This is a genomic window from Affinirhizobium helianthi, from assembly GCF_042680945.1.
Lineage (GTDB): Bacteria > Pseudomonadota > Alphaproteobacteria > Rhizobiales > Rhizobiaceae > Neorhizobium > Neorhizobium helianthi.
In genome coordinates, this window is sequence record NZ_JBHUEQ010000003.1 from 230,492 (window position 1) to 246,350 (window position 15,859).

The following is a 15,859-nucleotide window of genomic DNA, read 5'->3' on the forward strand; positions in this document are numbered from 1 at the left end:
CGATTGATCAGGATGCTTTGGTCAGGCAATCCGCCATGGATGAGGAAAGACCCTGCATCAGCTGGAAGTAAAGGTCTGGCCCTTCCTTCAGTGTGGCGCCTTCGGGGTCCAGCGTGCCGCTCTTGGCCTTGGTGCCAGCGGTCACAACCTCGATCAGCTTCGGCTGAAACTGTGGCTCGGCAAAAACACAGCCCGCATTCAGTGTTTTCAGCTTGGCCTGAATTTCAGAAAGACGTGCCGCACCGGGAGCTGTTTCCGGGCTCACCGTAATCGATCCCACAACGTTCAGCCCGTAATGGCGCTCGAAATACTGGTAGGCGTCATGGAACACCACGGAAGGCTTGTCCTTGACAGGCGCGAGTTTCGTGGCGATGTCCGTGTCCATCTGATCGATGCGCGCGATCAGGGCCTCGGCGTTCTTCTTGTATGCCGCTGCATTGGCAGAATCGGATGCGGAGAGCGTGGCTTCGATCTCCTTGACCATGGCTTTTGCATTGTGAGGATCGAGCCACATATGCATGTCGAAGCGCGAATGGTTGTGATCGTCATGGTCGCCGTGGTCGTCATGGTTATGGGCGTCGTGATCGTGTCCGTGGTCCCCATGCTTGTGGCCATCCGCTTCGGCGTGCTGATGAGCGTGGTTATGCTTGTGGGCTCCGGCGTCCTTGTGGGCTTCCGCATGGCCGTGGGCGCCTGCGTGGTCGTGGGCGTCGCCGTCCTCCGCCTCATGTTGATGGGTCTCGAAGGTTCCGCCCTGACGTAAGGGAAGCAGGCTTACATTGGGTGAATCCGCCAGTGAAACCACTTTGGCCTTCTTGCCCAGCGCGTCCAGAGGCTTGTCGAGAAAGGTCTCGAGGTTGATGCCCACCCAGAACACAATATCTGCCTTCTCAAGCGTCTGGGCGTTGGATGGCTTCATGCTGTAGGTATGAGGAGATGCCGCGCCCTGGACGATCAGCTTGGGCTCGCCTACACCCTGCATCACGCCTGCCACCAGGGAATGGATCGGCTTGATGGAGACCACGACCTCCGGTGCGGCAAGCACAGGGGTCGCGCAGGAAAGCATTGTGAATGCGAAGAGGGAAGCGGGCAAAATCTTCACGCGGGGGTCCTTTTCAGGCAGCCGTTACACTATTACATAAGTTGCGTTACCCTATAGCGTGTGCGATAGCAGGGTGCAATCTCAGTCAGGAAGTTGAATGCTGAATAGGCCACCGCAAAAGGATCGACTGCTGGTTTCGCTGGCGAGCGCCGGTCTCCAGCGGCAGGGACGCTGGCTTGTCCGGGGTGTCGATCTCACAATTCGCCAGGGCGAAATCGTAACGCTGATTGGCCCCAATGGCGCAGGCAAGTCTACCACTGCGAAGCTCGCTATCGGCGTTCTCAAGCCGGATGAAGGGCAGGTTCAACGTGCGGAAGGGCTGAAGATCGGCTATGTGCCGCAAAAGCTCTCGGTCGATCGCACCATGCCGCTGACGGTTGAGCGCCTGATGCATCTCACAGGCCGCATCAGCGAAGACAAAATACAGGGCGCATTGAACGCCGTATCGATCCCGCATCTCAGAAAGGCCGAAGTTCAGAACCTTTCCGGTGGCGAGTTCCAAAGGGCGCTTCTGGCGCGTGCCATTGCCAAAGATCCTGATCTGCTTGTGCTGGATGAGCCGGTGCAGGGTGTGGATTTTGCCGGTGAAACCGCGCTTTACCAGTTGATTGGCGATATTCGCGAACGCAGCGGCTGCGGTATTCTGATGATCTCGCATGATCTGCATGTGGTCATGGCGGGAACGGATACGGTGATCTGTCTGAACGGCCATGTCTGCTGCCGTGGCACACCGGCGGTGGTCAGCCAAAGCGAGGATTATCGGCGTCTCTTCGGTGTCTCGCGTCCGGGCATTGCCTTTTACGATCATCATCATGACCATACCCATCTGCCGGATGGGCGCGTGCGCCATAGCGATGGTAGCGTGACGGACCATTGCCACCCCGGCGATGGTCATCATCACGACCACGATCATACGCACGATCATCACCACCATGATCACCACCACCATGATCATGCACACGATCACGGTCACGAACACTCGGCGGAGAAGCACCATGCTGGATGATTTCTTCGTTCGGGCGCTGCTTGCCGGTATCGGTCTTGCAATCACAGCCGGCCCCTTCGGTTGCCTCGTGGTCTGGCGGCGAATGGCCTATTTTGGCGATACGATGGCGCATTCGGCCCTCCTGGGCGTGGCGCTGTCGCTGCTGTTTGAGGTCAATCTGCTGCTCAGCGTCTTTGCGGTCGGCGTTCTCGTCTCGCTGCTGCTCCTGTCCCTGCAGAGATTCAACGCGCTATCGGCAGATTCCCTGCTCGGCATTTTGTCGCATTCCACACTTGCCATCGGGCTGGTCATTGTCGCTTTCATGACCTGGGTGCGCATTGACCTGATCGGCTACCTGTTTGGGGATATTCTGGCTGTCAGCGTCAGTGATATCGTCATGATCTGGGCAGGAGGCATCATGGTTCTGGCTGGGCTTGCCTTTCTGTGGCGTCCCTTGATTGCCTCCACGGTCAGTCATGAACTGGCAGAGGCGGAAGGGCTGCGGCCTGAGCGTGCGCGCTTCTTCTTCATGCTGCTGATGGCACTGGTGATTGCCATTGCCATGAAGATCGTCGGTATTCTGCTGATCACCGCACTTCTGATCATTCCAGCCGCAACTGCCCGTCGCTTCTCGCCCAATCCGGAGCGTATGGCGGTCCTGGCGTCCTTCTTTGGTGTCATCTCGGTGGTGCTGGGCTTGTTTGGCTCGCTCTATCAGGATACGCCGTCCGGGCCATCCATCGTGGTGGCCGCACTGCTCCTATTCATCGCAAGCCTTTTGCCCTGGCCCCGCTCCGCAGCGGCCGAAGCGAAGGCAGAGCCCGGAGGATCTCGATGACCACGGCGAACCTGACCAAGAACCAGTCTCTGGTGCTGGACGTGCTATCGCATGCCGAGACCCCGATGAGCGCCTATACGATTCTGGACAAGCTGCGTGAACACGGGTTTCGCGCGCCGCTTCAGGTCTATCGCGCTCTGGAAAAGCTGCTCGAGATGGGGCTCGTGCATCGCCTCGAAAGCATCAACTCCTTTGTCGCCTGTGCCCATCGTGAACATGCCTGCTGTCAGCACGGTACGGTGGCCTTCGCGATTTGCGAAAGCTGCGGGCAGGTGAGCGAGTTCCACGATCACACGATCGATGGTCGCCTGGCGGGCTGGGCGGAAAAGAGCGGCTTCAAGCCGCAGAAGACCACGATTGAAGTCCGTGGCCTCTGCGCCTCCTGCTCGAATTGATAAGCTCCGTCAGAGCGGACGCAGCTCCGCGGCAAACCGCTTCCAGTTCTGCACATAGCTTTCTGCAGAAAGCCGGAGCTTCGCCGCGGCCGCTTCATCCAGTGTTCGGATAGCCTTGGCGGGCGAGCCGACGATCAGCGAATTATCCGGAAATTCCTTGCCCTCCGTGACCAGCGCATTGGCACCCACGAGGCAGTTCTTGCCGATTTTTGCGCCATTCAGAACAGTGGCACCCATGCCGATCAGCGAGTTATCGCCAATCGTGCAGCCATGAATGATGGCGCTGTGACCGATGGTGCAGCCTTCGCCGATGGTGGTGGGAAATCCCCAGTCTGTGTGGATAACGGTGTTTTCCTGAATATTGGTGCGTGCACCGATGGTGATCCATTCATTGTCACCGCGAAGAACCGCGCCGAACCAGATGCCCACCTCGTCGCCAAGCGCAACCTTGCCCATCACCTGAGCAGTGGGGGCAATCCAGAAATTGCCCGAGGCGGGAAGCTTCGGCTCATATTCTCCCAAACCATAAAGCGCCATCGGTCTTCTCCTCCCTTCCTATTTCACACCACGTTGACAGAAAGATCTGCCACGCCTTCCACACCGCATGTCACCGTGTCGCCACGCGAGACGGCACCGACACCGGCTGGTGTTCCTGTCATGATGATATCGCCTGCCTCCAGCGTAAAGAGCCTGGAAAGTTCGACAATGATTTCCGGCAGCTTCCAGATCATCTGCGCCAGATCGCCGGATTGCTTGCGCACGCCGTTCACATCGAGCCAGATTGCACCGGATTGCGGATGCCCGATCTCAGCCGCAGCAATGAGGGAGGAAACCGGCGCCGATGCCTCGAAGGCTTTTGCCGCTTCCCACGGCCTTCCGGCCTTCTTCAGCTCGGCCTGAAGATCGCGGCGGGTAAAATCGATGCCGACGCCATAGCCCCAGACGCAATCCAGTGCCTGCTCCAGAGGAATATCGCGTCCGCCCCTGCCAAGAGCCATGACCAGCTCGACTTCGAAGTGAACGTCCTGCGAGAGCGGCGGATAGGGAAAAACTCCATCGGTCACCAGGTTTTGCGGGTTCTTCTGGAAGAAGAAGGGCGGCTCGCGCGAGGGGTCGTGGCCCATTTCGATAGCGTGATCGGCATAATTGCGGCCAACGCAGTAAACGCGCCGAACAGGAAAAAGCGCATCCGTTCTCGTCACGGGCAGAAGTGTGGGAGCGGGCAAGGGGATCACGGTGTTGGTCATGCAGGCATCCTTCTATCCATCCACTCTCAGTAGACGATGACAGAAAGCTTGTCTCGGATTTTGCATATCCACATCTTCCGCATGTTATATCATCACATCGAGGTTGACGTATGTAATAACGTTACATAAGGAGCCATCAACATTGGAAGGCTCGCCGGAACGGAGATTATCATGCGCATCACCAAAGCACTCTTCCTCATGCTGGCGCTTGGCGCATCCATGCCCGTGGATCATGCGCAGGCTGAGGCTTTGAAGGTTGCCGGACCTTGGGAAATTGCAGGTCTCGAACCGGCGCAGACGGGCTATATCTTCAGCCGCCTTCAGGTGGCGGAAACCCTGGTCACGACAGACCGGCAGGGGAAGCTGGCGCCAGGTCTGGCGCAATCCTGGTCGGTTTCCGGGGATGGCCTTGTCTGGACCTTCAAACTGCGTGCGCATGCGGTCTTTCATGATGGCACGCCGGTTACCGCACAGGCGGCGGCGGCAATTCTTCAGCGTTCGCTGGGTGGCGTTGGTCTTCTCAGCCAGGCACCCATCGTGGACATTTCGGCAGGTGAGCAGGAGCTTCGCTTCACGCTCAGCAAGCCTTTCTCGGCTTTGCCCGCATTCCTTGTCCATTTCAGCACGATCATCCTTGCTCCATCCTCCTTCGATTCGACAGGAAAAGTAACGCAGATCATCGGTACCGGCCCCTATAAGGTGAAGAGCCTGGTGCCGCCTGCACGGATGGAGCTTGAGGCGTCGGGCCAGTGGTGGGGCGGGCAGCCGGGCATCAGCGAGGTGAATTATCTGGCTGTAGGGCAGGGGGAAACGCGCGCTCTGATGGCAGAGAGCGGCGAAGCCGATCTCGTGTTTTCCATGCTTCCGGTTTCCGTTGATCGGCTGAAATCCAATCCCAAACTCACGGTTCAGGTGGCCACCATTCCGCGCACGCGGCTTCTGAAGCTGAATACTGCCTCGCCTTTCTTCGATCAGGTTGAAGAGCGTCAGGCCATCAGCGAAGCCATAGATCGCGTTGGCATCAGCAAGGTCATCCTCCGCAATGGCAATCTGGCCGCGACACAGCTTTTCCCGCCCTCCATGCAGGGCTGGAATTTCCAGGATATCCAGCCGCAGCAGAAGAATATCGAGCATGCCAGAGAGCTGTTGAAGAAGGCGGGCTGGGTGCCGGGTGCGGATGGCATTCTTGAAAAGGATGGCAAGCGTTTCAGTGTCACCATGCTCACCTATGCCAGCTGGCCGGAGCTGCCACCCATCGCCACGGCGCTGCAGGCGCAATTGCGACAGGTCGGCATCGAGGTCAAGGTATCCGTCGGCAACAGTTCCGAAATCCCGGCACGCCACAAGGATGGCACGCTTGAAATGGGTTTGGTGTCGAGATTGTTCTCCATCGTTCCCGATCCGGTCGGCGCGCTCTTGCAGGATTACGGCCCCGGCGGTGGCGATTGGGGTTCCATGGGGTGGGACAACAAGGACATGCAGGAGATCGTGTCCCAGCTGGCTTCCACCAGTGACCCTGCCATTCGTGCGCCGCTCCAGAAGCGGGCCGTGGAAATCCTGCAACAGGAATTGCCCACCATTCCGGTCACCTGGTCTGAGCTGGCCATTGCCTCCAGCAAGCGCATAAGCGGCGTGGATGTCGATCCGTTCGAGGTGAATTACCGCCTCTCTTCTGTCCACTGGGCAAAGTGAAGGTAACATGATGAAGAGGTTTATTCTTCCTCGCCTGGGGCAGGCTGCCATTGTCGCGATGACGGTCGGGGCCTTGTGTTTTGTGCTGATGCGCGTTCTGCCGGGGGATCCGGCCATGCGTATCGCGGCAGGTCGCTATGGGCCGGATGCGCGTATTGCAGATGCGGCGGAGAAGGTCCGCGTGGAACTCGGGCTGGATCGGCCGCTGGTCGTGCAGTTTTTCGATTGGCTGGGAAATCTGGCACAGCTGGATCTCGGCCATTCGCTGGTCACGGGCAGCCGCGTTTCGCATGAACTGTATGTACAATTGGGTGCCTCGGTCTGGCTTGCCCTGTCAGCGCTCCTGCTATCGCTGTTGATCGGGCCTGTTATCGGTCTTCTCGCCGGTCTCAAGCCCGGTGGGGCGGCAGATCGCGGCGGCCTGCTGGCAGCCGTCACCTTCAGGGCCATTCCTCCCTTCGTGCTCGGTCTCATCCTCATGATGATCTTTTCACGCCAGCTGGGCTGGTTGCCGCCTGCCGGCTTCGGTTCCCCGCGTGAAATGCTGCTGCCAGCGCTCACGCTCGCGCTCGGTCTGGCCGCAATGTCCAGCCGGGTCACGCGAAATGCCGTCGCCGCCGTTGCCAGGGCACCCTATTTCGCTTTCGCACGCTACAAAGGCTTGCCGGAATCAGTCGTGGTGCGCCGTCACGGGCTGCGCAATGCCTCCATCCCGGTGGTCTCCTATCTGGGTCTGCAGGCAATTTATCTCATTGAAGGCGTTGTGGTTGTCGAATCCCTGTTTGCCTATCCCGGCATCGGGCATGCGCTGGTTCACGCCATTATCGAGCGCGATGTGCCGATGGTGCAGGGAACTGCGTTGACCATGGGCCTGATGTTTGTCGCCATTGCCACCATCGTCGATCTCGCAATTCTTTGGCTCGATCCGCGCGCGGGGAAAGAAGCATGACTGTTCTGAACCAATCCGTTTCCTCGCGGGCAGAGGGCGTCAACGTCGTTCGCCGTGCGGGCATTGCCCTTCTGCTCCTGCTTGCCGCCTTTGCCATCCTCGGGCCAATGGTTATTGCCGCCGATCCGGCAGCGCAGGATTTTGGCGCCAGCCTTGCGCCGATTGGCGGCGACTATCTTCTCGGGGCAGACCATTACGGCCGCAGTCTTCTGGCGCGATTGGCCCATGGTGCGCGCCTTTCCTTTGGTCTTGCCTTCCTCACCATGCTGGCTGCCGCCATACCGGGTGTTCTTCTCGGGCTGCTGGCCGCCTGGCGCGGCGGTTGGCTGGAGCGCGGCCTTGAATTTCTCTCAACGGTGCTGCTGGCCCTGCCGGGCCTCATGCTGGTGCTTTTGCTGCTCGCCTTTTCGCCCGGCAATTATGGTCCGCTCTTTCTGGGGCTCGCCCTGACGCTCTGGGTCGAGTTCTATCGGGTCACCAAAACAAGCACCCGCTCAATCCTCGCCCTGCCGCATATTGAGGCGGCGCGCATGCTTGGCTTCAGCTCGCGCTACATACTCACCCATTATGTTCTGCCGGTCATCGCACCCATGATCGCCACGCTGTCCACCTTTGCCATGGCAACGGCCATCATTGCCGTCTCCACCTTGAGTGCAATCAGTGTGGGCCTGCAGCCGCCAACACCGGAACTGGGAAGCATGATTGTAGAGCTTCTGCCCTATTTCGGGGAAGCGCCGCTGCATGTTCTTCTGCCGGCTGCCTTGATCTTCCTTCTGGTGCTCGGCCTGCAAATGACGGCGCAGGGAGAGAAAGCATGAATGTTCAATTGAAAAACAGCGTCCAGATCCGCGATCTTTCCATCCACACGGCAGAGGGCGCCATCGTATCCGGTGTAACGCTGTCGCTGGAAAAGGGCAGGCCCTTGACCCTGCTCGGCGAAAGCGGCTCCGGTAAGTCCCTGGTCGCGCAGGCGGTGATGGGGAATCTTCCCGAAGGGCTTACGGCAAGCGGCAGCATAATCTTCAACGGTGCCGATCTGTTGCGGGAAACGCCTGCGCAGCGCCGCCGCCGCTGGGGCGCAAGTATTGGCCTGCTGCCGCAGGAGCCATGGCTGGCGCTCGATCCGACCATGCGGGTGGGTGCGCAGGTTGCTGAGGTTCATCGCTATGTGAAGGGCAAGAGCAAGGCCGAAAGCCAGCGCGATACCGGAAAGAACCTCTCGGAGGTTTCGCTCGCAACGGCTGGCGAATTATATCCGTTCCAGATATCGGGCGGAATGGGACAGCGCGTCGCCATTGCCATTGCGCATGCGGCTGGCACGGAGTTGCTGATTGCAGATGAGCCAACAAAGGGGCTGGATAGCGCCATGCGCGATGCGGTTGCCGCAGGGCTGCGCAGTGAAGCGGATGCCGGACGCCTGCTCATCACCATCACCCATGATGTTGCCGTGGCTCAAGCGATCGGCGGAACCATTGGTGTGATGCTGGATGGAAAGCTGATTGAATATGGCGCGGCAGAGCAGATCCTGAAGCACCCCAATCATCCCTATACGCGGGCCCTGATTGCCGCCGATCCGAAGAACTGGGAAGATCGGTCAATCGCTTCCACGGGCAAGACGGTCGTTGTCGCAAGCGGTTTGCAGAAACGTTTCGCCGACAAGCTGCTGTTTTCCAACTTCAACATCGAAGTGTCCGCAGGTGAGGTGGTGTCGATCGTAGGGCCAAGCGGTTGCGGAAAAACAACGATAGGCAACATTCTCCTCGGCCTTATCAAGACTGACGCAGGTGTTGTCACCCGTGATGGTGAGCTTTCTCCGCTGCGCTTTCAGAAGCTTTACCAGGATCCACCCGCAGCTTTCGCACCGCATCAGACCATTCGGGCAGGGCTGAAGGATCTCGTGCGCCTGCACGGGCGAAGCTGGCAAGAGGTGGAGGCATTGTGCGTTCGCCTGAAACTGCAGGAAGGGCTTCTTGATCGCTTGCCGCCGCAGGTATCCGGCGGCGAGCTTCAGCGCTTTGCTCTTGCGAGGGCCTTGCTGCTGCGTCCAGCTTTTCTCTTCGCGGATGAATTTACCTCACGCCTGGATCCGGTCAGCCAGCAGGAGGTGATGAATTTTCTGCTGGAGATCGTCGAGGAGACCGGCCTTGCTGTTCTGATGGTCACGCATGATCCCGAACTGGCCCGCAAAGTGTCCACACGGGTCATCGATCTCCATCCCGGCATCTAGCGCAGGTCCAGCAAAAGTGCGTTAGCGGTTTTGCGTCCGGACTGCGCGAAAGCAAAGAGAAGAGAGCTTTGCAGGTGGTTTCTCTTGGCCCCGAGATGCTATCTCGTAGATCTCAGGATCACCCGTTCAGGAAGAGGCTGGCGTCTCGTCGGTGCCTTAGTCACGCACATCCCTGCGGCGGGTTCTGCGGCCTTCCATTGCCGCAAGGCCTGCTCCGGTCAAAACCAGTGGCAGAGCAATCAGGAATGCGAAAGAGAGCGGGATGTGAAACAGGATCACATCCGCCAGGATTGGCCACAAAATCGCGAGGTATTCGAAGGGTGCAAGAAGCGAAGCTTCGGCATGGCGGAAAGCCAGCGTCATGGCAATATGGGCAAATCCGCCGAACAGACCCGCCAGAACAAGAATGGATAACCCGAACAGATCCGGTACGACCCAGCCGAAGGGGATGGTGAAGAGTCCGCCCACCATTGAGGCGATGACAAAATAAAACGCGATGGCACCAGGGTTTTCGGTGCGGCTCAGGTTTCGAACCATGATAAGAGCGAACGCTGTCAAAATCCCCATCATAAGCCCGAAGATGTAGCCCCACATGCGCTCCCCATTCAGCTCAATATGGGTAAGCTCCGGCCCGACAAGCGCAATGACGCCAGCCAGACCGAACAGAACGCCACCGATGCGCCACACTGTCAGCCGCTCGGAAAGCAGCAACACGCCGGCAATGCTGGTGAAGGTCGGGGAAAGATAGCTGAGCAGGGTTGCCTCCGCCAATGGAAGCCGCGCAATGGACGCAAAGGATGCGAACATGGCAGCAGCACCGAGGCTTGATCGCAGAAGGTGACCGAAGGGACGCTTGGTATAAAGCCCGCGGGGAAATTCAGACCTCACCCACAAAAACACGACAAGTGGGATCAGCGCGAAAGCGGACCGGAAGAATACGATCTGTCCCACGGGGACCTGATTTGCCACCATCTTGATGCAGATGGACATGGCGGCAAACAGAAAGCCGCTCAGGATTCGCAGCATGATCCCGATAGTCGGATTTTCAGTGACGTGGTTCACAGCATGGCCCCGAAAAAATGCGGCGGATGAGAAGTCTCTTCACATCACATTTATCGTGCGAAGTGGATATGGGGCCGCGCGTGATGCGGCGATGTTTCCACATATGCTTCGACCTTGAACACGCTCTTCAGCAAATCGCGAGTCAGAACCTCTTGTGGTGAACCTGCCGCGACAATCTTGCCTTCCTGCATCACGATCAGATTGTCGCAGAACATGGCCGCATGATTGAGATCGTGCAGAGCGATGATGCTCGTTACGGGTAGGGCGGACACAAGGCGCAAAAGGCTGATCTGGTGCTGAACATCAAGGTGGTTTGTCGGCTCGTCCAGAATCAATTCTTTTGGAGACTGGGCAAGCGCGCGCGCCACATGGGTGCGCTGCTTCTCACCGCCGGAAAGGCTTTGCCATGCATCGTGGCGCTTGGCTGTCATGCCGGTCCGTTCCAGCGCTTCAGTCACAGCGCGGTCATCTTCATGGGTCCAGCCGGAAAACATGGAACGGTGGGGAAACCGGCCGAGCTTGACAACATCTACAACCCGCAGATTGGAATTGGTGGTCGCGTGTTGCTCAATAAATGCCACGCGCTGGGCAATGGTGCGGCGGCCAATGGAGCCAAGATCCGCCTGATCCAGCGTGATGCGACCGGAATTGGGGCGCTTCAAACCAGCAATCAGGCGCAGCAGTGAGGTCTTGCCAGATCCATTGGGCCCCAAAAGTCCAAGCATCTTTCCCGGTTCTGCCGTGAAAGAAACACCGTTTACGACCGTTTTGGAACCGATCTTCCAGACCAGATTATCAGCCTTGATCGTCATGGGGTTCGCTGAAGCCTGTAAAGAATAATCGCGAAGAAGGGAACGCCAACAAGCGCAGTTACGACCCCGATGGGCAGGACTTGCTGCGGAATGAGTGTCCGCGAGGCGATGTCTGCCAACACCATGAAAATTGCGCCGGTTATGGCACAGGCTGGCAATAGCCGATGGTGCAGGGGGCCAACCACAAAGCGCGCGGCATGCGGCACGACGAGGCCGACGAAACCGATGGAACCCACCATGCTGACAATTGTCGCTGTCATAATGGCTGTCAGTGCGAAAAGAATAATGCGCGTACGGCCGACATTGACGCCAAGTGCTGCCGCCGATTCATCGCCGAAAGCAAAGGCATCGAGAACACGCGAGTAGAGCATGCAGGCGATCAGGGCCAGACCGACCACAATGGAAACCAGGGTGAATTCCGGCCAGCGAACGCCACCAAAGCTTCCCAGAAGCCAGAACATCACATCACGCGCCTGCTGCGCGTTGCCGGAGGTGGTGACGATATAGGATGTTGCTGCATTGAAGAGCTGCGACGCCGCAACGCCCGCCAGAATGGTGCGATCGGCCCCGCCGCGCGCACCGTTGGAAAGAATGGCAACAAGGAAAAACGCAGCAAAAGCACCGGCAAAGGCGCCTGCAGACATGGAGACCGCACCAGCGCCAATGCCGAGAATGGCAACAGCCACAGCGCCAGTCGAAGCGCCTGCGGAAATGCCAAGCACATAAGGTTCGGCTAGTGGATTACGCAGCATCGATTGCATGATCGCACCGGAGAGTGCGAGACCTGCTCCGCAGAAAACCGCGACAAGAGCCCGGCTAAGCCGGTAATCCCAGATCACCGTTTCATGAATGCGGTTCAATTCGATCGACGTCCAGCCAAGCTTGTTGGTAATGGCTGCGTAGGTGGTCGAAAGAGGAATTGGCATGTCGCCAATTCCTACACTGATGCCGACAACCAGACTGATTGCGGCAAAACAGGCAACGAGCAAACCGGCAGCAACGGGAAGCTGCTGCGCGATTGTAACCGACCTGCTCTGTTCCGCCACGATGCTCACCGCAGTCCGAGCGCCTTCAGCTGTTCAGCAATCTTTTCAGCACCGCCAATGGTTTGCACGCTCGGGTTCATTGCCTGGCCGTTCATCACCACGATGGCATTGTTTTTGACAGCCTTCATCTGGCTCGTTGCTGGGTCAGACTTCAGGAACTTGATCTTGGCTTCCGCCTTGTCAAGATCCCAGCGGTTACGATCGACCTGCGCAACGACGATGACGTCAGGATCGGCAGCAATGATGGTTTCCCAGTTCAGAGCAGGCGATTCTGCTTCAGACGAAATCGCATTGGTGCCGCCCAGCACATCTGCAATGAAGCCGGAGGCGCTGTTCTTGCCGCCCAGATAGGCATCGGCTGACGGCGAGGGGCTGGAGAACCAGAAGACATAGGAGAGCTTTTTGCCATCCTTCGGAGCTTGTGCCCTCAGCGCTTCTTCACGCTTCTTGAAATCTGCGATGACAGCCGCGCCTTTGTCCTGAACGTCGAAGATTTGGGCTACATCTTCAATCTCTTTATACTGCGCGTCCATGTTCCAAAGAGCGGAACGATCACCATAGCCCGATTTGTCTGTTTTGACGCCGGGCTTTACACACATGCTTGGCGAGAGATAGCTGGTGACACCAACCTTATCCAGATCTTCGCGTTTTGCGACCTTGCTCGAAGGGCCGATGAGGCTTGGCAGGGCAGCAGCCACAAAATCCGGGTTTTGGGCGAGAATGGATTCGAATGTCGGGAATTCAACCGTCAGCACCTTCACCTTGGAATTGGCCTCCGCCAGCTCCGGCATAACCTTGTTTGGCCAGAAGGCTGTGCCGACCATCTTGTCCTGAAGGCCAAGCATCAGCATGATTTCAGCGCTGTTCTGGCCAAGGGTAATAGCCCGTTCGGGAGCTTTGTTGATGGTGATGTTGACGCCGCAATTTTCCAGCTTGAGCGGATATTGAGTGGATGCCGAAAACGCCGGGCTCGCTGTCAAACCCATTGCCGTGCACAATCCCGCTAGCCCCAACAAACGCTTCATCGGTTACTCATTCCCCTGCTATGGCCCATCAGCCCATTGAAAAACAGTGGTCGTATAAACAGCAATTCCCGCATAAACAAGATTTAATTTGTCATCTTTTAGGCGATCTATAGTTTCTTTCTTCAATAGAAAATTGCGCTCCTTTAGAGTTTCTATTTTCAGTCGAGCATCCTTGAAAAGGAAGCGCCTACCGCTGACATGACAGCCGTGGTAAAGGACGCCGCGAATGGACGGATTTCCGCTGCCTGAAGCGAAGAGTGAAGAAGAACGAGTTGCAAATGACCGCCGCAGACAAGAACAGCGCTTACTTCACGGCTCCGGTTTTCGCAGTTGCGCCTATGATCGATTGGACGGATCGTCATTGTCGGTTTCTGCACCGGCAGCTTTCGCGCAATGCGGTTCTGTTCACCGAAATGGTGGTGGCGGATGCGATTATTCATGGGCCTCGGGAAAGGCTTCTTTCGCACCATGCGGCGGAACATCCGGTCACTCTGCAGCTGGGCGGGTCCGATCCGGCCAAATTGCAGGAGGCGGTGAAGATTGCTGCTGATTTCGCCTATGACGAGATCAATCTGAATGTCGGCTGTCCATCGGATCGGGTTCAGAGCGGCACCTTTGGCGCATGCCTGATGAAGACGCCGGATCTGGTGGCGGAATGCGTGGCGGCCATGAAGCAGGTGACGAGCCTGCCGGTGACGGTGAAGTGCCGGATCGGTGTGGACGATCAGCAGCCGGAAGAGGTGTTGCCGGAATTTCTGGGCAAGGTGATTGCAGCGGGAAGCGATGCGGTGTGGATTCATGCCCGCAAAGCCTGGCTGCAGGGCCTCAGCCCGAAGGAGAACCGCGAGATCCCGCCGCTGGATTACGATCTCGTCTATGCGATGAAGCGGGCGAACCCGAATGTTTTCATCGGCATCAATGGCGGTATTCAGGATCTGGCCCAGGCGACGGCGCATCTGGAGCATGTGGATGGCGTGATGCTGGGCCGCGCCGCCTATCAGAATGCCGGACTGCTGACGGGCGTGGATGCGGCGATTTATGGCGAGGCGGAGCGAGACTTCGACTGGCTGGCGCTGCGCGACACGATGATGGCCTATGCGGATGAGGTGATCGCCTCGGGCGGGCGGCTGCACCATGTCACGCGGCATATGGTGGGGCTGTTTCAGGGCTTCGCGGGAGCGCGGCGCTTCCGGCAGATACTTTCATCGGAAGCGACCAAGCCGGGCGCAAGCCCGGAGCTGATCGCCACCGCCTTTGCCGCCGTCGATCTCAGCGCCGGGCCAAAGGCGGATGCGGAAAGATTAGCCGGATAAACAATCAGACATCTTCCTGCATATGGCCGGAAATGCGGCGCTGCACATAATCGACATTGCCGCGCACATAGAGCGAGAGCGGCTTGCCACCATTGCCAGCCAGGGCAAGCGCAATAATCGACACATCGGCTTCATAAACGGTGACATACAAAACCTGCGCCGGATTGATGAACACGGGCTGGTTGTGAGTGTTGACGAAGCCGATCATTCTACTTCCTTTAGTCAATGCTTGTTTGCGGCATTTATGGCAAATCCGACTTTATGACCCTTTAACGCGGTGTGATTTGTCTTTGCAGACGTTGGACGATGGCGCGGACAGGGACCGGACCCGCCCGCGCCCAACTAGCGCCCGATCAGTTATAACCGCCGCTGGCGCGCTGCTCTGCCGCTTCCCGCTGGGCGCGGTCGAGATCGCTGTTGCTATCGGCGGGCGTATCCGCCAGTTGCTGCTCAGTATCGGAAGAGGTGCCGCCATTGCTCTTGCCGGAAATCTGCACCCGGCCCGTTCCCGCGCCGCCGGAGGCATGGGCGACAGGCAGATGGCGCGTATCGAAATAGGTGCGAAAGGCGGTGATCTTCTCGCCGTCATGCTCCAGCACGCTGACGCCGCCATAGGTGAAATCCTGCCCGTTCATGGAGCCCGTGCTGGTCCATTCCAGAAAAGAGGTGCCGTCGGCCTCCTTGACCGTGCGGAAATCGGACGCGATCGCGTCGAAGCTATCGCGATATTGTGACCAGAAGCGCTTGGCACCATTGGCCTCGCCGTGACGATGCTGCACCAGCGGATTGGAAATTTCCGCCGCCGCGGCAAACAGACCGGAAATGCCATCCACATCGCGCTCTGCCTCCAGACGCTTCAACGCCTCGACAAAGGTGTGAGCCAGTTCAGCCATGGGTTTCTCCTCTTGGTTGGGAGCAGTGAAAACAGATGAGGGGGAGGGATGTTCCGGCAGTGGCCGCTGGCAAAGAGCGTGAAGACATACGCATCCACGGAAAAAACCTGTCACATCTTGCAGTGGATGCCACAACCACAGTGACATAACGTGGTTGTGGGACCGGCTTGAACGGGTCTGTCCTGGGGCGTGGAAACCCCAAGAACATCGGCTGGCATCCGCGATACGAGATGTCCTCTCAGCTACTATTTGGTGGCTGAGTGATTGAGCTTG

The 15,859-nt window shown here is 58.2% G+C and carries 17 protein-coding genes; 8 read left to right on the plus strand and 9 right to left on the minus strand.

Annotation, left to right across the window (positions count from 1 at the left end; all coding sequences use genetic code 11):
- Positions 1–7: 7 nt before the first annotated feature.
- Positions 8–1,102 carry a zinc ABC transporter substrate-binding protein gene (locus tag ACFSE1_RS01685; protein WP_377395616.1) on the minus strand — a complete coding sequence of 365 codons (1,095 nt, stop codon included), beginning with the start codon at positions 1,100–1,102 and terminating at the stop codon, positions 8–10.
- Between the two features lie 97 nt (positions 1,103–1,199).
- Here ACFSE1_RS01685 and ACFSE1_RS01690 point away from each other — a divergent pair, with 97 nt between their 5' ends.
- From ACFSE1_RS01690 to ACFSE1_RS01700, 3 genes are read left to right on the plus strand one after another with little or no spacing between them, the layout of a single operon-like run.
- Positions 1,200–2,108, plus strand: a complete 909-nt coding sequence (locus ACFSE1_RS01690) for an ATP-binding cassette domain-containing protein (protein WP_377395619.1) — start codon at positions 1,200–1,202, stop codon at positions 2,106–2,108.
- The gene (locus ACFSE1_RS01695; protein WP_377395622.1) at positions 2,098–2,925 is read left to right on the plus strand and encodes a metal ABC transporter permease; all 828 of its coding nucleotides are present in this window, start codon (positions 2,098–2,100) and stop codon (positions 2,923–2,925) included. Before ACFSE1_RS01690 ends, ACFSE1_RS01695 begins: the two co-directional genes overlap by 11 nt.
- Entirely contained in the window at positions 2,922–3,320 is a 399-nt protein-coding gene (locus ACFSE1_RS01700) for a Fur family transcriptional regulator (protein WP_377395625.1), read from the plus strand. The genes ACFSE1_RS01695 and ACFSE1_RS01700 overlap by 4 nt, the downstream gene beginning before the upstream one ends.
- 9 nt (positions 3,321–3,329) lie before the next feature.
- Here ACFSE1_RS01700 and ACFSE1_RS01705 read toward each other — a convergent pair whose 3' ends face one another.
- Both ACFSE1_RS01705 and ACFSE1_RS01710 read right to left on the minus strand, forming a co-directional pair.
- Entirely contained in the window at positions 3,330–3,857 is a 528-nt protein-coding gene (locus ACFSE1_RS01705) for a gamma carbonic anhydrase family protein (protein WP_377395629.1), read from the minus strand.
- A 23-nt stretch (positions 3,858–3,880) separates the two neighbouring features.
- Positions 3,881–4,567, minus strand: a complete 687-nt coding sequence (locus ACFSE1_RS01710) for a fumarylacetoacetate hydrolase family protein (RefSeq protein WP_377395632.1) — start codon at positions 4,565–4,567, stop codon at positions 3,881–3,883.
- Positions 4,568–4,738: 171 nt separating this feature from the next.
- On the opposite strand from ACFSE1_RS01710, the gene ACFSE1_RS01715 reads away from it, so the two are divergent.
- Genes ACFSE1_RS01715 through ACFSE1_RS01730 form a run of 4 tightly spaced genes read left to right on the plus strand, consistent with a single transcriptional unit; the run spans position 4,739 to position 9,435 of the window.
- Complete coding sequence (locus ACFSE1_RS01715; protein ID WP_377395635.1) at positions 4,739–6,259, plus strand: ABC transporter substrate-binding protein; 1,521 nt, start codon at positions 4,739–4,741, stop codon at positions 6,257–6,259.
- A gap of 10 nt (positions 6,260–6,269) precedes the next feature.
- Positions 6,270–7,208 (plus strand): ABC transporter permease, encoded by a 939-nt coding sequence (locus ACFSE1_RS01720; RefSeq protein WP_377396549.1) that lies wholly within the window; start codon positions 6,270–6,272, stop codon positions 7,206–7,208.
- Entirely contained in the window at positions 7,205–8,026 is an 822-nt protein-coding gene (locus ACFSE1_RS01725; protein WP_377395638.1) for an ABC transporter permease, read from the plus strand. The genes ACFSE1_RS01720 and ACFSE1_RS01725 overlap by 4 nt, the downstream gene beginning before the upstream one ends.
- A complete protein-coding gene (locus tag ACFSE1_RS01730; protein ID WP_377395641.1) occupies positions 8,023–9,435 on the plus strand; it encodes an ABC transporter ATP-binding protein in 1,413 nt (470 codons plus the stop codon). Before ACFSE1_RS01725 ends, ACFSE1_RS01730 begins: the two co-directional genes overlap by 4 nt.
- 156 nt (positions 9,436–9,591) lie before the next feature.
- Here ACFSE1_RS01730 and ACFSE1_RS01735 read toward each other — a convergent pair whose 3' ends face one another.
- The 4 genes from ACFSE1_RS01735 to ACFSE1_RS01750 form a co-directional block, all read right to left on the minus strand.
- Complete coding sequence (locus ACFSE1_RS01735) at positions 9,592–10,497, minus strand: DMT family transporter (protein WP_377395644.1); 906 nt, start codon at positions 10,495–10,497, stop codon at positions 9,592–9,594.
- A 50-nt stretch (positions 10,498–10,547) separates the two neighbouring features.
- Complete coding sequence (locus ACFSE1_RS01740; protein WP_377395648.1) at positions 10,548–11,309, minus strand: ABC transporter ATP-binding protein; 762 nt, start codon at positions 11,307–11,309, stop codon at positions 10,548–10,550.
- The gene (locus ACFSE1_RS01745; RefSeq protein ID WP_377396551.1) at positions 11,306–12,298 is read right to left on the minus strand and encodes a FecCD family ABC transporter permease; all 993 of its coding nucleotides are present in this window, start codon (positions 12,296–12,298) and stop codon (positions 11,306–11,308) included. The genes ACFSE1_RS01740 and ACFSE1_RS01745 overlap by 4 nt, the downstream gene beginning before the upstream one ends.
- Positions 12,299–12,360: 62 nt before the next feature.
- Complete coding sequence (locus ACFSE1_RS01750; RefSeq protein ID WP_465269744.1) at positions 12,361–13,341, minus strand: ABC transporter substrate-binding protein; 981 nt, start codon at positions 13,339–13,341, stop codon at positions 12,361–12,363.
- 317 nt (positions 13,342–13,658) lie between these two features.
- On the opposite strand from ACFSE1_RS01750, the gene dusA reads away from it, so the two are divergent.
- Entirely contained in the window at positions 13,659–14,693 is a 1,035-nt protein-coding gene (gene dusA, locus ACFSE1_RS01755) for a tRNA dihydrouridine(20/20a) synthase DusA (protein WP_377395654.1), read from the plus strand.
- A gap of 4 nt (positions 14,694–14,697) precedes the next feature.
- On the opposite strand, the gene ACFSE1_RS01760 is transcribed toward dusA, so the two are convergent.
- Positions 14,698–14,901 (minus strand): hypothetical protein, encoded by a 204-nt coding sequence (locus tag ACFSE1_RS01760; protein ID WP_377395657.1) that lies wholly within the window; start codon positions 14,899–14,901, stop codon positions 14,698–14,700.
- Between the two features lie 145 nt (positions 14,902–15,046).
- Positions 15,047–15,586, minus strand: coding sequence for a nuclear transport factor 2 family protein (locus ACFSE1_RS01765; protein ID WP_377395660.1), 540 nt, complete (start codon positions 15,584–15,586; stop codon positions 15,047–15,049).
- Positions 15,587–15,859 lie beyond the last annotated feature (273 nt).